At 72.7% G+C, this 16,655-nt stretch carries 13 protein-coding genes; 5 read left to right on the forward strand and 8 right to left on the reverse strand.

What is annotated here, in order from left to right:
* Positions 1-45 precede the first annotated feature (45 nt).
* A complete protein-coding gene (rocD, locus tag QP089_RS25420) occupies positions 46-1,212 on the reverse strand; it encodes an ornithine--oxo-acid transaminase (RefSeq protein WP_446474087.1) in 1,167 nt (388 codons plus the stop codon).
* 209 nt (positions 1,213-1,421) lie between these two features.
* Here rocD and QP089_RS25425 point away from each other — a divergent pair, with 209 nt between their 5' ends.
* The 4 genes from QP089_RS25425 to QP089_RS25440 all read left to right on the forward strand — a co-directional run bounded on the left by QP089_RS25425 (position 1,422) and on the right by QP089_RS25440 (position 6,017).
* The gene (locus QP089_RS25425; protein ID WP_285914559.1) at positions 1,422-1,895 is read left to right on the forward strand and encodes an Lrp/AsnC family transcriptional regulator; all 474 of its coding nucleotides are present in this window, start codon (positions 1,422-1,424) and stop codon (positions 1,893-1,895) included.
* Between the two features lie 10 nt (positions 1,896-1,905).
* Complete coding sequence (rraA, locus tag QP089_RS25430; RefSeq protein ID WP_285914562.1) at positions 1,906-2,385, forward strand: ribonuclease E activity regulator RraA; 480 nt, start codon at positions 1,906-1,908, stop codon at positions 2,383-2,385.
* Between the two features lie 155 nt (positions 2,386-2,540).
* Positions 2,541-4,604: a M6 family metalloprotease domain-containing protein gene (locus QP089_RS25435; protein ID WP_285914564.1), complete on the forward strand. Its 2,064-nt coding sequence runs from the start codon at positions 2,541-2,543 to the stop codon at positions 4,602-4,604.
* Between the two features lie 156 nt (positions 4,605-4,760).
* Positions 4,761-6,017, forward strand: a complete 1,257-nt coding sequence (locus QP089_RS25440) for an LVIVD repeat-containing protein (RefSeq protein ID WP_285914566.1) — start codon at positions 4,761-4,763, stop codon at positions 6,015-6,017.
* 46 nt (positions 6,018-6,063) lie between these two features.
* Here the strand turns inward: QP089_RS25440 and QP089_RS25445 are convergent, their stop codons facing one another.
* The 6 genes from QP089_RS25445 to QP089_RS25470 all read right to left on the reverse strand — a co-directional run bounded on the left by QP089_RS25445 (position 6,064) and on the right by QP089_RS25470 (position 15,236).
* Positions 6,064-7,257: a Cmx/CmrA family chloramphenicol efflux MFS transporter gene (locus QP089_RS25445; protein WP_285914568.1), complete on the reverse strand. Its 1,194-nt coding sequence runs from the start codon at positions 7,255-7,257 to the stop codon at positions 6,064-6,066.
* A gap of 72 nt (positions 7,258-7,329) precedes the next feature.
* Positions 7,330-7,908 (reverse strand): TetR/AcrR family transcriptional regulator, encoded by a 579-nt coding sequence (locus QP089_RS25450; RefSeq protein WP_285914570.1) that lies wholly within the window; start codon positions 7,906-7,908, stop codon positions 7,330-7,332.
* A 43-nt stretch (positions 7,909-7,951) separates the two neighbouring features.
* Positions 7,952-12,262 carry an SAV_2336 N-terminal domain-related protein gene (locus QP089_RS25455; protein WP_285914572.1) on the reverse strand — a complete coding sequence of 1,437 codons (4,311 nt, stop codon included), beginning with the start codon at positions 12,260-12,262 and terminating at the stop codon, positions 7,952-7,954.
* The gene (locus tag QP089_RS25460; RefSeq protein WP_285914574.1) at positions 12,252-13,226 is read right to left on the reverse strand and encodes an AAA family ATPase; all 975 of its coding nucleotides are present in this window, start codon (positions 13,224-13,226) and stop codon (positions 12,252-12,254) included. The genes QP089_RS25455 and QP089_RS25460 overlap by 11 nt, the downstream gene beginning before the upstream one ends.
* Positions 13,227-14,900, reverse strand: coding sequence for a VMAP-C domain-containing protein (locus QP089_RS25465; RefSeq protein WP_285914576.1), 1,674 nt, complete (start codon positions 14,898-14,900; stop codon positions 13,227-13,229).
* Positions 14,901-15,236, reverse strand: a complete 336-nt coding sequence (locus tag QP089_RS25470; protein ID WP_285914578.1) for a CU044_2847 family protein — start codon at positions 15,234-15,236, stop codon at positions 14,901-14,903.
* 111 nt (positions 15,237-15,347) lie between these two features.
* Between QP089_RS25470 and QP089_RS25475 the strand changes: the two genes are divergently transcribed.
* Positions 15,348-15,689 (forward strand): MmcQ/YjbR family DNA-binding protein, encoded by a 342-nt coding sequence (locus QP089_RS25475; protein ID WP_285914580.1) that lies wholly within the window; start codon positions 15,348-15,350, stop codon positions 15,687-15,689.
* On the opposite strand, the gene QP089_RS25480 is transcribed toward QP089_RS25475, so the two are convergent.
* A complete protein-coding gene (locus QP089_RS25480) occupies positions 15,684-16,631 on the reverse strand; it encodes an alpha/beta hydrolase (RefSeq protein WP_285914581.1) in 948 nt (315 codons plus the stop codon). The two genes, QP089_RS25475 and QP089_RS25480, sit on opposite strands and share 6 nt — an antisense overlap.
* Positions 16,632-16,655 lie beyond the last annotated feature (24 nt).

The following is a 16,655-nucleotide window of genomic DNA, read 5'->3' on the forward strand; positions in this document are numbered from 1 at the left end:
CGCCGGTGACAGGCGGGGCGCGGGGAACTCTTTACCGGGCGGGGCTCAGCCCTTGAGGGCGGTCTCCAGCTGGTCGAGGGCCCAGTCCAGGTCGTCCCGCTCGATGACCAGGGGCGGGGCGAGGCGCAGCGTGGTGTCGTGCGTCTCCTTGGCGAGCACGCCGAGCTCCATCAGCCGCTCGCTGACCGGCCGCGCCTTGCCGTGCAGCTCGACGCCCGCCCACAGGCCGCGCCCGCGCACCTCGCGAACCAGGTCGCCGGGGAGCCGGCCGAGGCGCTCGTGCATGTGCGCGCCGAGCGTGCGGGAGCGCTCCTGGTACTCGCCGGTCCGCAGCATCGCGATCACCTCGCGGCCGATCGCGCAGGCGAGCGGGTTGCCGCCGAACGTCGAGCCGTGCTGGCCGGGCCGGAAGACCCCGAGCACGTCGCGGTCGGCGACGACGGCCGACACCGGCATGATGCCGCCGCCGAGCGCCTTGCCCAGGATGTAGACATCGGGGACGACGTCCTCGTGCTCGACGGCGAAGGTCGTGCCGGTGCGGCCGAGCCCCGACTGGATCTCGTCGGCGATCATCAGCGTGCCGTTCGCGGAGCACAGCTCGCGGACCGCGCGCAGGAACCCGCTCGGCGGGACGTTGACCCCGGCCTCGCCCTGGATCGGCTCGATCAGCACGCCGACGGTCGAGCTGTCCATCGCGGCCTTCAGCGCGTCGACGTCCCCGTACGGGACGGTCTGGAAGCCGGGCGTGTAGGGGCCGTAGGAGTCCTTGGCGTCGGGGTCGGTGGAGAAGCTGACGATCGTGGTGGTGCGGCCGTGGAAGTTGCCCTCGAAGGTGATGATGTTCGCCTCCCCGGCGGGGACGCCCTTCACCTCGTAGCCCCACTTGCGGGCCGTCTTCAGCGCGGTCTCGACGGCCTCGGCGCCGCTGTTCATCGGCAGCACCATGTCCTTGCCGCACAGCTCGGCCAGCTCGGTGGCGAACGGACCGAACTGGTCGTGGTCGAAGGCGCGGCTGACGAGGGTGACCCGGTCGAGCTGGCGGCGGGCGGCCGCGGTGAGGCGCGGGTTGCGGTGCCCGAAGTTGACCGCGGAGTAGGCGGCCAGCATGTCCAGGTAGCGGCGGCCCTCGACGTCGGTCAGCCAGGCGCCCTCGGCGTCGGCCACGACGATCGGCAGCGGGTGGTAGTTGTGCGCGCTGTGCTCCTCGGACATCGCCCGCAGCTGTTCGGTCGGCGTCACGACGCTCCTTCTCGCGGTCGGGCCCGGCCGGTCGGGCCGGGGCATCGCTGGGACACCGGGCGGGGGCCCGGTGCCGAGGGGGAGGGGACCGGACGCGGCGGGTGGCCGCCGGTCCATATCCAGCGTATGTTCGGGGGAGATCAGCGACCAATGACGAAAACCGACTTCGGGGGTGTTATTTGTTGCGTCTTGACGAGCTGGACCGCCGAATCGTTGCGCGGCTCCTCGAGGACGGCCGCGCCTCCTACGCGCAGATCGGCGACAAGGTCGGCCTGTCGGCGCCGGCGGTGAAGCGGCGGGTCGACCGGCTCCGCGCCGACGGCGTCATCACCGGGTTCGCGGCCGTGGTCGACCCGGCCGCGCTCGGCTGGACGACCGAGGCGTTCATCGAGATCTTCTGCACCGGCGCGACGTCCCCGGAGGAGATCTACTCCAGCGTCCGCGGCCATCCCGAGGTGGTCGCCGCGTACACGATCAGCGGCGACGCGAGCGCGCTGGTGCACGTGCGGGCGCGCGACATCCAGCACCTGGAGCAGGCCCTCGAGCGGCTGCGCCGCGAGGACAACATCACCGCGACCAAGACCGCGATCGTGCTGTCCCGGCTGATCGGCCGGCCGACCGACGCCCCGTCCGCCGACGGGGTTACCGCCCAGTAGGCTGCCGGGCATGGACTTCGCGACCGCTGACCTCATCGACGACTTCGGGGACGAGCTGCGCAGCTGCGAGACGCAGTTCCGGCAGTACGGGGCGCGCGCGGCGTTCGCCGGCCCGGTCTCGACGGTGCGCTGCCACCGCGACAACGGCCTGGTGAAGAAGCTGCTGAACAGCCCCGGCGAGGGCCGGGTGCTGGTCGTGGACGGCGCCGGCTCGCTGGCGTCGGCGCTGATGGGCGACATGATCGCGGCGGCCGCGGTGGCGAACCGGTGGGCCGGCGTGGTGATCAACGGGGCCGTCCGGGACGTGCCGGCGCTGCGCGACCTCGACCTCGGCGTCAAGGCGCTCGGCTCCAACCCGCGCAAGAGCGCCAAGGACGGCGCCGGCGAGGTGGACGTGCCGGTGACGTTCGGCGGCGCGGAGTTCCGTCCGGGCGACTGGCTCTACTCCGACGAGGACGGCATCGTCGTCGCGGCGCGCTCGCTGCTGTAAGCACCGTCGCTGGTGGACGAGCCTGGAAGTGCCCCGCGCGGAACCGGCCACGGCGCGACATGACAGGACGAACCCCGCAGGATCGGCTAAGTAGGCCGTAGCGCGCCGGAACGCCGCTCCTTACGTTCTCAGCAACCACCTGAGACAGGGGAGACATGCGCGCGAAGAAGACGCTCCTGGTGCCCGTGACGGCGGCGGTGCTGCTCGCGGGCCTCGCGGCCGTCCCGGCCGCCGCGCAGGCGAAACCTCCGATCCCGAAGCCCACCGCCAACCCCTGGCAGATGCGGCACTGGCCGCGGACGCAGCCCTGGCAGCAGGCCCAGCCGGGCGCCCGCGGTTACGCGGCCGGCGGCCCGCGCCCCATCGACCCGCAGAACTACGAGCTCCCCGACACCATGACGTGGGACGACTACGCCTCGGTCCCCGGCACCTCGTGGGCGGACCCGGCCCACGAGGGGTCGATCAAGAACTTCAAGGGCGCCGTCGTCCTCGTCGACTACCCGAACCAGCCGTTCGTGGTCACGCAGCCGAAGAACTCCACCATCTTCGGCAACCCGAACATGGTCGGCGACGTCCCGCGCGACCAGGTCGCGAAGTTCTACCAGAACTTCCTCAACAAGCCCGAGGACCTCAACCACGGCCACACCCTGCACGAGTACTGGATGGAGGACTCCGGCGGGCGCTACGGCGTGGACCTCACCGCGTTCGGCGCCTACCAGATGCCCGCCAAGGACCACGAGTACGGCGTCGACGGCATGCAGGGCGGCACCGGCTGCCCCGCCGGCGACACCTGCAACCGCGACCTGCGCAAGGACGCGCGCGCCGCGTGGATCGCCGACGTCGGCGAGGAGACCGCCAAGAAGTTCGACTTCGTCTTCTTCCTCAGCGCCGGGCAGGACGAGAGCTCCACCTGGCAGGAGTTCGGGCAGATGAAGTTCCAGACGAAGGAGGACGTCCCGGCCGAGTGGGGGCCGGGCGACCCGGCCCTGCCGAACTGGGTGAAGACCCGGTACGTGGACTGGACGTCCTGGCAGGCCGGCGCGACGATCTGGCCGAACGCGGTCACCGGCAGCTCCACGCAGGCGGAGAGCTCCGGGATGGCCGTGTTCGCGCACGAGTTCAGCCACATCCTCGGCATCGGCGACAACTACAACAACCCGTACGGGGTGCCGCCGCGCCGCGCGTACAGCGGGCCGTGGGACATGCTGAGTCGCGGCAGCTTCAACGGGCCGGGCGGCCCGCACAGCCGGTGGACGATCCCGGCGGTCAGCGGCGCGTCCATGGGCTCGGAGCACATGCTGCGCAACAAGCTCAAGCTCGGCATCGTCGACGCGAGCAAGGTGCTGCAACTGAACCGGGACACCCTGGCGCAGGACGGCACGGTCGTCGCACGGATCACCGCGCGGTCGGCCGAACCGAGCGAGGGCGGGCTCGCGGGCGTCAACCTCCAGTTGGGCACGGGCGGCGACAAGGAACCGGCCTGCGACACCGGCACCGACCCGCTGTGCGACGGCGGCAAGTTCGACAACTACACCCTCGAGGTCGTCGACCGGATGGGCATGGACTCCTTCACGCCCGACTCCGGTGTCCTGCTGGCGAAGACCAAGGACCAGGACCGGGCGCCTTTCATCTGGGTCGAGGACGCCAACCCGCAGGACATCGACAAGACCGACTTCGTCCTGCCGGACGGCACGCCGCAGAAGATGACGATCGGCGACTACCGCCAGCTGTCGGACGCGCTGTTCCACGCCGGGACGAACTCCGGCAGCGAGTTCGAGTACGTCGACAAGGCGAACCGGCTGCACTTCTACGTGCTCGACCTCAAGCGCGACAAGAACGGCGTCCTGTCGTACACGGTCGCGATCCGCTCGCTGGACGGCGCCGGGTCGCAGCGCCGCGGCGTCAAGGTCGATTCGGGTAACGCCGAGCCGGCCGGCGGTGGCTGGGCGAAGTGCACGATGCGCGTGGGCAACCACGGCAAGGGCGGCACCGGCGTCTACGGCTCCGACGTCTTCCGCCTCAAGGCGGCGGTGAACGGCGAGGGCTGGACGACCTGGTTGCCGAACGAGCTGGCCACCGCGAAGAACGGCCAGGGCACGGACGTCGTGGTGTGGGCGAAGGCCGGCCCGGGCGCCGAGCACAAGGCCAAGCTCACGCTGACGGGCACCTCCGAGAGCGACCCCGCGAAGTCCGACTACGGCACCTGCCGCCTCCCGTAATCCCCATTTCGCCGCAGAACGGCCCTCGCCCGCCCGGACGCCCGGACGTCCGGGCGGGCGAGCGGGTTCACGCGGCCGATGTAATGGTCATTTGCCCTTCCGTCGACGGCTCCCGGGGTTTTCCGCGAGACGGCGCCGGAAAGATCGTCGGGCGTGATGATCATGAAACGGAGTGTGAGCGGGCGGCGGGCGGCCGTCACCGCCCTCGCGGCCGGCGTCCCGCTGGCCGCGCTGGTGGCGGCCGTCCCCGCCGCCGTCCAACCGGTACCCGCGGCGGCGTCCGCCGCGGGGGCGTCGGCCGACCGGGCCGGCGCGCCCCGCAAGGCGGACTTCGGTCTGCGGCGCGGCGCGAACCTCGACCGTCCGCTGCGCGCCCTCGGCGAGAGGCTCGCCACGAGCGGCGTCCAGGCGCTCATCAACGGCTCGGGGCAGCGGCACCTCGCGAGCGGCTGCGGCGGCGCGGCCAAGGTGCCCGCCGGCTCGCGCGTCCACTGCTTCGACGAGCAGGACTCGGCGACCGGAAAGTGGTATCCGCAGGGCGTCACGACGGTCTCGGACGCGGCGGTCGACGGACGGTGGGGCGCGGGCCGCCCGATCCTCGTCTCCTGGCACAACCACGGCGCCGTCCGGCTCACGTTCGTGAACCCCGACCGGCGCACCTACCGGCACGTCCTGCTCGTCTACCCGGTCATCAGGAGCGGGAAGGTCTCCTACAGCGACATCGCCCTGCACGCCGGCGGCATCGCCTGGTTCGGCGACAAGCTCTACGTCGCCGACACCCGCGCGGGGCTGCGCGTCTTCGACATGCGGCAGATCTACGACCTCGGCCGCAGCCGGAACGGATCGACGCAGCACGCCGAGCGGGTCGGCCTGGACGGCGGCAAGTACTACGGGCACGGCTACCGGTACGTCATGCCGCAGACGGGCAGCTGGCAGTACTCCCACGGCTGGGCCGGCGCCAAGTGCGCCGCCCACGGCGCGCCCCGCGTGTCGTGGATGTCCGTCGACCGCACCACGCGGAACCCGTCGCTGATCGCCGGCGAGTACTGCAAGGAGAAGGAGCCGCGCGGACGCGTCGCGACGTGGCCGCTGCGCAACGGCACCGGGATCGTCGCGGGGCACGACGGCGTCGCCTACCCGGACTGGGTCGCGAGCCTGCCCGGCGACCGCATGCAGGGCGGCGTCCGGTCGCACGGACACTGGTGGTTCACGCAGAGCCACGGGTCCAAGCGCGGCACGATGCTGCAGGCCGACCAGCGCGGACACGGCTGGCGGCACCTGTCCAAGCGGACCATCTCCTACGGTCCCGAGGACCTGAGCTGCGACCGCGCCCAGCACCTCGTCTGGACGCTGGCCGAGTACCCGCGCAAGCGCGCGCTCTGGGGCCTCCACGCCCCGCAGTGCCGCTGGTAGTTCCGCCTGGCGGGCCGGCGCGGACGTCCCGCGCCGGCCCGCTCGTTCACGCGTCGACGGCCGCTTCGGCGGTGACCCGCGCCTCGCTCTCGCGCGGGACGGGCCGCCGTTCGTGCCCGACCGCCACCACGGCGAGGGCGGCGACGCCCAGCCCGGCGCCGATCCACGCGGTGGCGGAGTACCCGGCGCCCGCGCCCAGCGCCAGCCCGCCCAGCCACGGCCCGACGGTGATGCCCACGTTGAACGCCGAGGTGCTCGTCGCCGCGACCAGCGTCCGGGACGCGTCCGACAGCGCGAACACCCGCGAGTTGAGCGCCGGATTGATCCCGAACCCGAACAGGCCCAGCAGGAACACCAGCACCGCGGCCGGCACGGGCGAGCCGAGCGTCAGCGCCAGCGCGACAGAGACCACCACGAGTCCGGCGATCCCGCCGTAGAGCGTCGCCATGGGCCGGGTGTCGGCGATCCGGCCGCCGAACGCGATCCCGATCAGCGAGCCCGCCCCGTACAGCGCGAGCACGGCCGGGACCCACCGCTCCGGGATGCCCGTCGCGTCCTCCAGCATCGCGCCGAGATAGCTGAAGATGACCATCAGCGCGGCCATGGCCAGCGACGTCGTCGCGTAGGACAGCCACAGCCGCCGCCTGGCCATCGCCCGCAGTTCCGCCCGCAGGCGCGGCGCGGCCTCGTCCGGGCGCCCGCCCTTGACCGTCGCCGCGACCCCGGCCATCGCCGCGAGCGACATCAGCGCGACCGCCCAGAACACCGCCCGCCAGCCGAGGTGCTGCCCGAGGACGGTCCCGGCGGGCAGCCCGAGGACGGTGGCGAGGGTGAGCCCGCCCGCCACGATCCCCATCGCGCGGCCCCGCGCGTTCGCCGGCACCAGCCCGATCGCCGCCGCCGCGGCGACCGCCCAGAACCCCGCGTACACGAACGCCGCGGCCACCCGCGTCGCGAACAGCACCCCGTACCCGGGCGTCAGCGCGCCCGCCGCGTGCATGAGCGCGAACAGCGCCAGGAACGCCAGCAGCGACCGGCGGTGGGGCCAGCGCAGCGTGAGGACGGCCAGCACCGGCGCGCCCACCAGCATCCCGACCGCGAACGCCGAGATCAGCAGGCCCGCGTCCGGCACGGACACGCCGAGGTCCGCCGACATCTGCGGCAGCAGCCCGGCCAGCATCATCTCCGAAGTGCCCTGGGCGAAGATCGCCAGTCCCAGGACATAGACGGCCAGCGGCATCGGTCACCTCCATATTGGATCGAACAGTTCAAAACTTGCCCGTGAAAAAGGGCGGCCGTGCGGCCGCCCGCCTCAGATCGCCGCCAGGGCCGTCTCGGCGATCGCCTCCAGCGTCCGCTCGTCCGCGCCGCCGCGCGCCGCGACCCGCAGGCCGCTGATGGCCGCGATGACGAAGTGCGCCAGCGCCTCCGCGTCCCGGCCCGCGTCGATCTCGCCGGACCGCTGCCCGGCCTCGATCGCCGCCCGCAGCGCCGCCAGCCGCTTCTCCTGGTCCTTCGCGAGCCGTCCGGCGACGTCCGGATCGCGCGGCGCCAGCTCGATCGTCGTGTTCACCACCAGGCACCCGGCCGGATCGTCGTCGCCCTCGTTCCGCACGGCCCACCCGAGGACCGTCCGCAGCCGCTCCCGGACCGGCCGCTCCACGTCCTCCAGCGCCCCGACGACGTTCGCCGTCTTGATCTCCATGTACCGGGCCAGCGCCCGCGTGAACAGGTCGTGCTTGCTGGTGAAGGTGTTGTAGATGCTGCTGCGCCCGAGCCCGGTCGCCGCGCACAGCTCCTGCGTCGACGTCGCCTCGTACCCCGACTCCCAGAAGGCCCGCATGGCGGCCTCCACCGCCCGCTCCTCCTCGAACTTCCGCGGCCTCGCCATGCCCCGACCCTAACACGTTATGGACAGCCCGATCCAATATCCCTCAGTCCGGCCGGTCGACCTGGACGATCACGTGGTCCGCGCCCTGCCCCAGGACCCCGCTCCCAGGGACCGCCTGCCCGTCGGGTCCGGTCACCCCCATCCGCAGGCTCGCGAACCCGGGCTGCCCCAGCGCGAGCAGCGGATCCGGCTCGTCCCCGGTGCGCACGCCCGCGCGGGCGATGACGAGGTGCAGCCGTCCCGCCCGTCCGATATGGGGGTGGAGCGGCGCGAACAAGGCAGGTTCCACGACGTGCTGGTCATCGATCACGAGGAACACGTCTCGTGTCGACTCGCCGAGCGTCGCGGCCAGCCCGCGGATCAGGTACCTGATCTGGGAGGACGTCGCCGCGTACGTCTTCGGCTGGGACAGGTGCGCGTCAAGCCCGAACAACGCCGGCTCGCGGAGCCCGCCGAACGGATCTATCACGAAGAGCGGCGTCCCCGACCTCCGCAGGAGAGCATCGACGACGATGCGGAGCACGGTCGTCTTGCCGGTTCCGGCCCTCCCGTAGACGGCGAGATGCGGTCGCCGCCGGAAGTCCAGCATCACCGGTTCGTCCGTCCTGACGTGGACACCGATCCGGACGCGGTCGTCCGCGACCGTAGCGAGTTCGTCCCGCGCGATCGACCCGGGTCGCCCGGGCGCGGGCTCTTCGGTCGGTTCGGGGAAGGGGACGAACCGTTGAAAGAGCTCGCCCAGGCCGGGTTCCATGGCGAGCAGCGACCGCAGCCGGGGGCTCGTGCCGCAGAGGACGGCCACCACGGGCTCGCTTTGCTCCGTGGACGAGAGCCGCAAGACCAGATTGGTGACCACGGCTCTGGCGGTCGCGTCCGAGAATTCATCGGCGTCCTGGATGAGCAATATCCCGCCGGCGGCCTCTCGGGATATCGATGGCCAGCTCGTGTGCAGGTCTCGCCAGAATGCCTGTGACACATTGCCATGCCGCAGCATTCCGATTTTGGCGAGCATTCGCCCGTACAGCCGTGCCGCCTCTGTCATCCTCGGATGATAGGTTCCTTCGAACACAGTGTGGCGGGGATCCAGGTCGACCGGCAGTGCGGCTTCCTCCATGGCGGCCAAGCTCAGCATGGTCGTTCGCAGAGAGGGGTCGGCCAGTTCCTCGAACTCGCGCACGCAGTTGCGCAATCGGAGAACCTTTTTCTCCAATGGCAGGTCGTACGGGATGGACTGCGCTGCGTGGGTCGCGTCGTCGATGAAGTCGTCGACCGCGGTCTCTCGGGGAAGCGGTGCCGGCATGAACGGGCGCGGGGCGTCGCTGCCCGCGGCGATGTAGGCCGCTTGGCCCGCCCCGGGTAACGGGAGGTTCGCCCGGCCGAGGACCAGCCGGGACTCGTCGGATGGAAGTCGGTTCGCGGCAATGCGCCAGGTGAGCAGCGGGAGGAAGCTCGCCCAGGCGGCAGTGTTCTCCAGCCTTGACGCGATGATCATTTGTATGCCGTGAGTCCTGCTTAGCTGGGCGACCTCCAGCATGAGGCTGAGGATCATCTCGCTCAGTTCCGGCCTGCCGGCCGCGATCGGCGTCACGTCCGCCATCACGACGAGACGTGGCAGGCGCCCGGCCTCTCCGTGTCGCGATCGGCGGTCCAGTTCCCTCGACAGGAGGTCGATGAACTCGTACGCCTGTTCTGTTCTGGCGAGCAGACCTCCAACGGAGAACTGAACGTGCGGCAGGTCGAGTGGCTCGCCCAGTGGGTGCTCTGCGAGTCCTGAGAAGATGAAGTTCACGTCGCGAGGCGAGTACCGTGCGGCGAGCGCGAGGGCAAGGGTGCGCAGGATGTGTCGGCGTTCTGACATATCGCCCAAGACCAGTCCATGGGATATGTCCATCGATAGGTCGAGTGCGGTCAGTGTGACTTCGCTGCCATCGTAGACGTCGTATCCGATGGCAGGCTGCCGCGAAGTGGACCGGGGCATTCCCCATGTGTTGAGGAACGATTCGGGAGATCCGGCTCCGTTCAAGGCCAGCACATCGGCCATCGCGTCGTCTTCGGAGGAGACGAGGGTGTCGGTCGGCGCCTGCGGGTCCGGGTTCGGCTCGTCGGGCCAGGGGAGTCTGGTCGCGCGGATGCCGCGGTCCTGCATGCGCTCCGTGAGCCTCATCCCCTCGGCGGCGGTGACGATAGCGTGACGGAAGATCGTCGGTGTGCTATCCGTGCTGGTCAGGAGGCTCGCGGTGCCATCCCCGTCTGGGCCGGGGACCGTGATCCGCCATCGCGGGGTGATGAGGGGATCGGCATCCGCAGACGAGCAGAAGACGAACCGGATTCCTTGGGCCGGACCTTCCTCACACAAGCGGACCAGGGATTCGCGCAGTTCGGGCCGCTCGTCTAGCAAGGCCTCCGCACTGTCGATGAACACGACGAGGGCGGCGAAGGCTTCCCCGGCGGGCTCTTCGGCCATGGCGGCCTCGCGGCGAATCCGCTCGTCCTCGAGGGCGGTGAGGAACAGGTCCAGCAGCCGCGCTGCGGTGCCGTGGACCGCGGACGCGACGTGGGGGAGCCCACCGAGGCCGACGAACGACATGTCCTGGGAGAAGTCGGCGAACGCGAAGGTGACCATGTGCGGGGAACTGACGAGCGCCAGGCTGAACACGATCGTTCGGAGGACGCGGTCGCGATCGGCGCGCGGGCCGACGATCAGACCGTGTGGCCAATCGGGGGCGCCGCGCAGGACGTCGAGCCGGACCGTTTCGCCGTTGGTGTCCACGCCGATGGGCGTAGGGCGTGGAGGGCCGTTCCAGCCCTCGCCGATCAGGTCGTCGACGGGGGTGTCGAGGAGGTCGAGGAGGTTCGGGGCGGCGGGGGCGGGTGCCCGGACGGGTGTGGGGAGGCCGGTGCGGACCAGGGCAAAGTGGTCGGTGTCGGCGGTGAGGGTGACGGGGCCGCCGTCGGCGGGCAGCAGGGCGCGGAAGGTCTCGGCGGTGCCGCCGGCGCGGCGTTCGATCTCGGCGGAGACGGCCTCCAGCACGCGGCGGGTGTGCTGGGCCTCGGGGCGCGGGAGGGTGTCGAGGAGGGCCTCGCGGGCGCCGGGGACGAACTCGTAGCGGACGTCGTCCAGCGGGCGGAGCAGCCCGCTGAGCAGGACCTCGGCGAGCCGGCCGGGGTCGGAGCCGCCGAGGACGCCGTGCTGGATGAGCCGCATCACCGGCAGCGACGGGACGGAGACGGCGACGTGCGCGGCGAGTTCGGCGGCGTCGGGGGAGGCGGTGGCGAGGAAGCGGCGGACGCGTTCGGCGACGGGCAGTTCGCGTTCCCGCCGGACGGGCGCCGACGGCGAGGGCCGGGACGGAAGGAACGTGACCGCGGTGGGCTGCGGCCCGGAGCCGGACACGAGCCGCGCCCACGCACCGAACCACCGGGGCGACACCTCCAGGACGGGCACGGGCACGCCGGACGCCAGGCCGCCGTCGAACGGGGCAAAGCGCAGGCCGGTGTCGGGCCCGCCGGGGCGGGGCAGGACGGCGAGGCCGGGTGCGGTGGGGGCGGCGGTGCGGCGCCAGAGGCGTTCGGCGAGGGGCTGGAGGATGGCCGTGGGGCCGTTCAGCGCCCAGCGGCGGACGGCGCGGGCGGCGCGCCCGTCCCACCAGTGGGGGCCGGAGCAGTCGCTCAGGACGAGGACGGCGTGGCGTCCGGAGGCGTCCTGGAGGGTGCCGGGGGCGCGGGGCGGTGCGCCGCCGCCGGCGGTGATGCGTCCGGCGGTGTCCAGGTGGGCGACGGTGACGTTGTGGAACGCGCCCTGCCGGACGAGGACCTCGGCGAGTTCGCGGGCGAGGGGCCGCCAGAGCCGCATGGTGGGGCCGGTGTCGACGACGAGGGTGAGGGTGAGCCAGCGTTCGGGGGCGGGGACGAGGACGGGCGTCCACAGGCGGGTGTCGGCGATGCGGGCCGCGGTGGCCTCCTCGTCGAGTTCGCGGCGGTGCCGGGACGGGACGCGCCGCTTGAGCGGGCGGAGGGCGCGCTGCACGCCGAGCGGGTCGGGCAGCATCGGCGCGGTGGGGACGAGCACTTCGGAGGCGGAACCCGCGTCCGGCGCGGGGCCCGCGGCAGGGGCGGGATGCGGATGCAACGCGGTGCGCGGTTCGGGCGCACGCGCGGGCGGCGGTTCCACCGGCTGGGGAACCGCGGGCGGGACGACCTCGTCCGAGACCGGCGAAGCCGGAGCGGCGGCCGCCGACCCGGACGAGGACGACGCGACGTGGCAGGCGAGCCACAGCATCTCGCTCAGTTCCAGCGCGTCCGGCGGGTCCCCGGAGACGGCGCCGAGCGTCTCGCGCAGCCGGTCAATCGTCATCGATCGGGCCCGCCAGCCGGCGCATGATGCGGTCGGCGAGGGTGTGGCGGTCGGCGGCGCCGGCGTGGCGGCACAGGTAGACGGCGTTGAGGAGCTGGTCGGTGGCGAGGGTGCCGGACGTCGACCGTTCGAAGAAGCGGCGGACGAGGTCGTCGCTCTGGTCGGCGAGGTCGCCGAGGTGCTCGCGGACGATCGCGGTCAGCTCGGCCTCCCCGGCGGGCTGGCGCAGCTCGACGGTGACGCACCGGCGCAGGAACGCGGGCGGGAACTCGCGCTCGCCGTTGCTGGTCATCACGACCAGCGGGAACGCGCGGCAGCGGACGGTCCCGGCGGTGACGGTGACGCGGGCACCGGGGCCGTCGGCGGTCATGACCTCGGCGGACGGGTCGGCGCGCCGGGTCAGCTCGGGGATCTCGTACTCGCCCTTCTCGAACACGGTGAGCAGGTCGTTGGGCAGGTCGATGTCGCTCTTGTCGATCTCGTCGACGAGCAGGACGCGGGGCCGGGCGTAGGGGAGCAGGGCGGTGCCGAGGGGGCCGAGCCGGATGTAGCGGCCGATGTCCTCGTCGGAGACGGGGTCGGCGCCGTCGCGGGCGGCGTAGAGGCGGGTGAGGGGGTCGTACTGGTAGAGGCCGTCGCGGAGGGCGGTCCGGGAGGTGATGGGCCAGTGCAGGACGGGACCGAGCCGCAGTTCGTGGGCGGCGGCGTAGGCGAGGGTGGACTTGCCGGTGCCGGGCGGTCCGGTGACGAGCAGCGGGCGACGCAGGTACAGGGCGGCGTTGACCTGCTGGACGGCGTCGTCCGACGGCAGGTAGGTGGTGGCCTGGTGCCGGTTGCCCGATTCGCCGCCGGGCGGGGGCAGGACGGGGCCGCCGTCGAAGTCGCGCCACGGCGGGGGCGGCGGGAGCCGGTCGATGCCGTCGTGGGGGCGACGGTTCCCGGTGTAGAGCAGCCAGTCGGGCACCTATACCTCCATGGCGAGCGGCGGGTCGGGGAGGCGGGACGGGTCGTCCCACAGCAGGGTGAGGTCGCGGCCGCAGTGCGGCTCGTCCTTCGGCGCCTGCAGGGCCTCCTTGCGCAGGTCGAGAGCGATGCGGGGCAGGTCGGCGGGCGGCGCGCCGCGGACGGCGGCGGCGAGCGCGGCGGCGGCGCGGTGGCCGCGGCAGTCGTGGTGCGCGGCGTCGGTGCAGGAGGTGCGGGGCCACAGCATGACGGGGACGCCGTTGTTGAGGGCGGCGGTGAGCCAGCTCCGCAGCGGGCGGGCGCCGTAGACGAGGACGCAGTAGTCGGTGTTGGCCTCCAGCCAGTCGTGGAAGGCGCTGCCCTTGCGGGGCGCGTCGCAGCCGACGCGGCGGGGTTCGCTGCGGCCGCGCCCGGTGAGCACCCGCCACCGCTGGTGCGCCTGGTCGCGGCGGATGGAGTCGGGCCGCAGCCGGTCGACGTCCCGGACGACCACCGGGTACATCCGCATCGGGATCCTGTTGCGGGCGTCGACGTACCACTGCTCGAACGGCTTGCCGAGCCAGCTCTCCGGCACCGCGAACTCGATCATCCAGCGGCGTCCGATCACGGCCTGGCGGGTGCGGGCGACGGCGTCCTGCACGGCGCCGCGGACCTCGCTCTCGGGGACGCGGACGGTGGGCTGTGAGGGCCCCTCGGCGCCGTCGATCCAGGTGTGCACGGTGAGGTCGTAGGAGCGGTCGAAGGTGAGCCGTTCCAGCCGGACGATGATGGACGCGGGTTCCCCCTCCGCCGCGCCGGGGGCGGGGCGCAGGTGCCGCGCGGTCCAGGCGGCGAGCTCGCGGCGGCGGTGTTCGGGCAGGTGGCGGCCGAGCGCGGCGAGGTGGCGGGCGAGGCGGTCGGGGTCGAGCGGCCAGCCTTCGGCGACGTACCGGACCGACGCCCACGCGGAGCGGAAGGCCTCGAGGGGCGGGCGGCCGACGGCGCGGTCGAGGTCGGCGGCGAGCGGGCCGGTGTACGGGATCCCATCGAGGAGGCGGCGCAGGTCGCGGCGGGTGTCGGGGGTGAGCCAGCGCAGCGGCAGGACGTCGTCCAGTTCCTCCCAGTGCGTGCGGATCCGGGAGAGCGGCAGCATCCAGCCGAGGTCGGCGCGGTCGCGGTCGCCGAGTTCGGCGTCGGTGACCATACCGACGACGGTTCCGGTGGCCGCGTCGTACACGGCGGAGCCGCTGTAGCCCTCCTCCAGCGCATAGCCGGGCGCCGTCCGCAGCTGCCACCATTCCCGCTTCACCAGCCAGTGCGGGTCGGTGGTGACGGTGGCGTACCGCTCGTTGTCGTCGCTGCGGGCGGGGAACCCGTACACGCCGAGCGGGCGTCCGCCGCCCACCAACTCGGGGACGTCCTCGGGATCGGCGAGCCGCGCCGGTTCGTACGGGACGGGCTCGGCCAGCTCCAGCACCGCCACGTCGCCGTCGTCGCCGGTCCGCCGCCACCCGCCGCGCGCGACGACCTTGGCGGGCAGGTCCTCGCGCAGGCCGGGGAATCCGACCCGTGCCTCGTCCTGGCCCAGGACGGTGTGCGCGCAGGTCAGCAGCCGGGTCGGGGTGACGAGGAACGCGGCGCCGAGCTTGCCGCGGGCGGGCGTCCCGACCCACGCGCGCCACTGCCAGTCGTCCACCTACTCCTCCCCGGCGCCGGCCTTCTGCTCACCCCAGGTCAGCTTGACCTTCAGGTGCCCCTCCACGGACGTCTTGGCGATGACGGCGCCCGCGGCGGCGTTCAGTTTCACCCCGAACTCCAGCTCGACCGCGTCGGGGTTGAGGTCGCCGCCGCGCAGCGCGGCGAGCGCGGCCTCGGCGGCGTCCCGGACGTGCTGGAACGCGTCCTCGAACTTGGCGCCGGCCTCGTGGATCAGCCCGTCGCCGCGCGCCACCGAGCGCATGCCCGGTTCGGCGGAGTCGGTCTCGACGACGATGCTGCCGTGCTCGGTCCGCCAGCGCACCAGCTCGTTCACGTCCGCGTCCCCCTCGGCCCTCGGCGTCCCGCCAATCTAACAAGATCATCAAGTGCGGGCCGGGAGACGGCCATACTTTCCGGGGCGGAGCGCTGGCCATAGGAGGACACGGTGATCACTGTCGAGCAGGTGCGGGCGTTGGCGGTGACGCTGCCCCGGACGTCGGAGCACCTCATCAGGGACCGGGTGAAGTTCCGCGTCGGGTCGATCGTCTACGTGGCGTTCTCGCGGGACGAGACGGTGATGGGGTTCGCGTTCCCGAAGGAGGAGCGGGCGGCGCTGGTCGCGTCGGAGCCGGACAAGTTCCGGCTGCCCGGGGAGTCGGACCTGCGGTTCAACTGGGTCGAAGCGTGGACGGGGGCGCTGGACGAGCCCGAGATGCACGAGCTGGTCATGGACGCGTGGCGGATGGTCGTCCCGAAGAAGGTCGCCGCCGCCCGTCTCGGCTCATGAGGTGAGCACCGGGGCGAGCGCGGTGCGCAGCGCCGCGAGCCAGTGCCGGGTGGTGCGCCGGGCCAGGGTGGTGCCCGGCGCGGACGCCTCGAACAGGTGCCATGCGCCCGGCACGTCCTTCGACTCGACCGGGACGCCGGCCTCCATGAGGCGCCGCGCGTAGTCCAGGCCCTCGTCGCGCAGCGGGTCGAGACCGCAGGTCAGGATGTAGGCGGCCGGCAGGCCGGACAGGTCGTCCGCCCGGGCCGGGGCCGCGTAGGGGGAGACGTCGCCACCGGACGGGAGGTAGGCGTCCCACATCGCGCGGACCTTGGCTCGGTTGGTCAGGCGCGGGTCGGTGATCCGGTGGGCGGACGGGGTGTCAAGCCGGTCGTCCAGGCACGGGATCAGCAGGGTCTGGAACGCGATGGCGGGGCCGCCCCGGTCGCGCGCGGCGAGGCACAGCGCGGCGGAAAGGCAGCCGCCCGCCGACGCGCCCGCCACCGCGATCCGCGCCGCGTCGGCGCCCAGCTCGGCGGCGTTCGCGGCGAGCCAGCACAGCACGGTGTAGCAGTCCTCGAAACCGGCGGGGAACGGGTGCTCGGGCACCAGCCGGTAGTGGACGTTCACGACGAGCGAGCCGGTCTCGGTGCAGACGTCCCGCGCCATCGGGCTGGGCCCGTCCAGTTCGCCGTAGCTGAACCCGCCGCCGTGGATGTACAGGACGGCGGGCAGTGGACCGGGCGCGGCGCCGGCGGGACGCAGGATCTGCACCGGGATCTCGTTGCCGTCCGGGCCGGGGGCGGTCGTCTCCTCGATGAGCACGGTGCCGTCGTCGGGACGCATCAGCGGCGCCATCAGCGCCTTGAACGCGGTGCGCGTCGCCTCGATGTCGGCGGTCGGGTCGTCCGGCCTGGGCGCCATCGAGGCGAGGACGCCGGCGAGCTCGGGATGGACGTTCATGCACGCTCCCATCGTCTCAGTGAT

The organism is Actinomadura opuntiae (genome assembly GCF_030283205.1).
Lineage (GTDB): Bacteria > Actinomycetota > Actinomycetes > Streptosporangiales > Streptosporangiaceae > Spirillospora.